This window comes from Oleiphilus sp. HI0079 (assembly GCF_001635105.1).
On the sequence record NZ_LWFT01000059.1, the window covers coordinates 1 to 943 of the forward strand.

Below are 943 nucleotides of genomic sequence, written 5' to 3' on the forward strand. Positions count from 1 at the left end.
GTTTTATGAGTTAATGAGTGAGGTAGAGCGCTTGGATAAGTCCCAGCGCTACTTGATCTATTGTGAGAAAGGCACCATGAGCCAGCTGCATGCAAGCCACCTGAAAGGCATGGGTTATACAGTCGCTGTATTTAAGCCCTGATGCTGATTGCTAGGGTTGCTTTGCATCCCTAGCTGCCAACAAAGCCAAACGTGTATTTGCCTAGCAGCGGTGAAGCTCTTGTCTTCTAAAGGCAGCATATGCCCAAAGCCCTGTAAACGATGAAAGTGACGGCCCTGGCCAAGATGGCGAGCCAGACGTCGTGCAACTCTTGGTGAGCAATATTGATCATCGCTACCGGCGATGGTCATGATGGGGCAGGAGATTTTTTCGCGCTCTATAGATGCACTCGATTTAGTATTAAGGTACCAAAACCAGGTCTGATGAATGGCTAGGCCTGATTCGTAACAGAGATACCCATAGAATTTCTTCGCCGTCTCATCATTGAGTTTATTGAACAGAAGATTTCGTGCCGCGCGGAATGTCGGCTTAATACCCCGTTTCCAAAAGAAGGGGGTAGTGCATGTATCAACAAGCGCTCGGGCTGGAGGAAGTGCGGAACCGATAGGAGAAGGCGCCTCGGGCGAAAGGAGCAGTAATGCGTCAGGATCAACACGCATAGCCAACTGAAGCGCCAAAACGGCACCCATACCGTGACCAGCGACAACGATTTTGCCACCATTGATAGCGATGGCGCGAAACTCTTCTTCTAGATAATCCAAGTAGTCAACAAGACTCAGACCTTCGGGATGTTGCGGCTGGTTTCGAGAAAAATGCTGGGGCAGTGCAAGCGCTTTCGTCTGATAGCCAAGCGCATGAAAATAATTCTGATACTGTTCCCATATACGGGGGGTTGTCCAAAATCCATGCACGAAAATAAGTGATGTCATGATACTACTCCTT

1 protein-coding gene is annotated in these 943 nt (G+C 48.9%); it reads right to left on the reverse strand.

Annotated elements, in window-relative coordinates:
• Positions 1-114 precede the first annotated feature (114 nt).
• Positions 115-943 (reverse strand): carboxylesterase (locus A3750_RS00920; protein ID WP_231871658.1); only part of this gene is annotated, 829 nt, incomplete at its 5' end.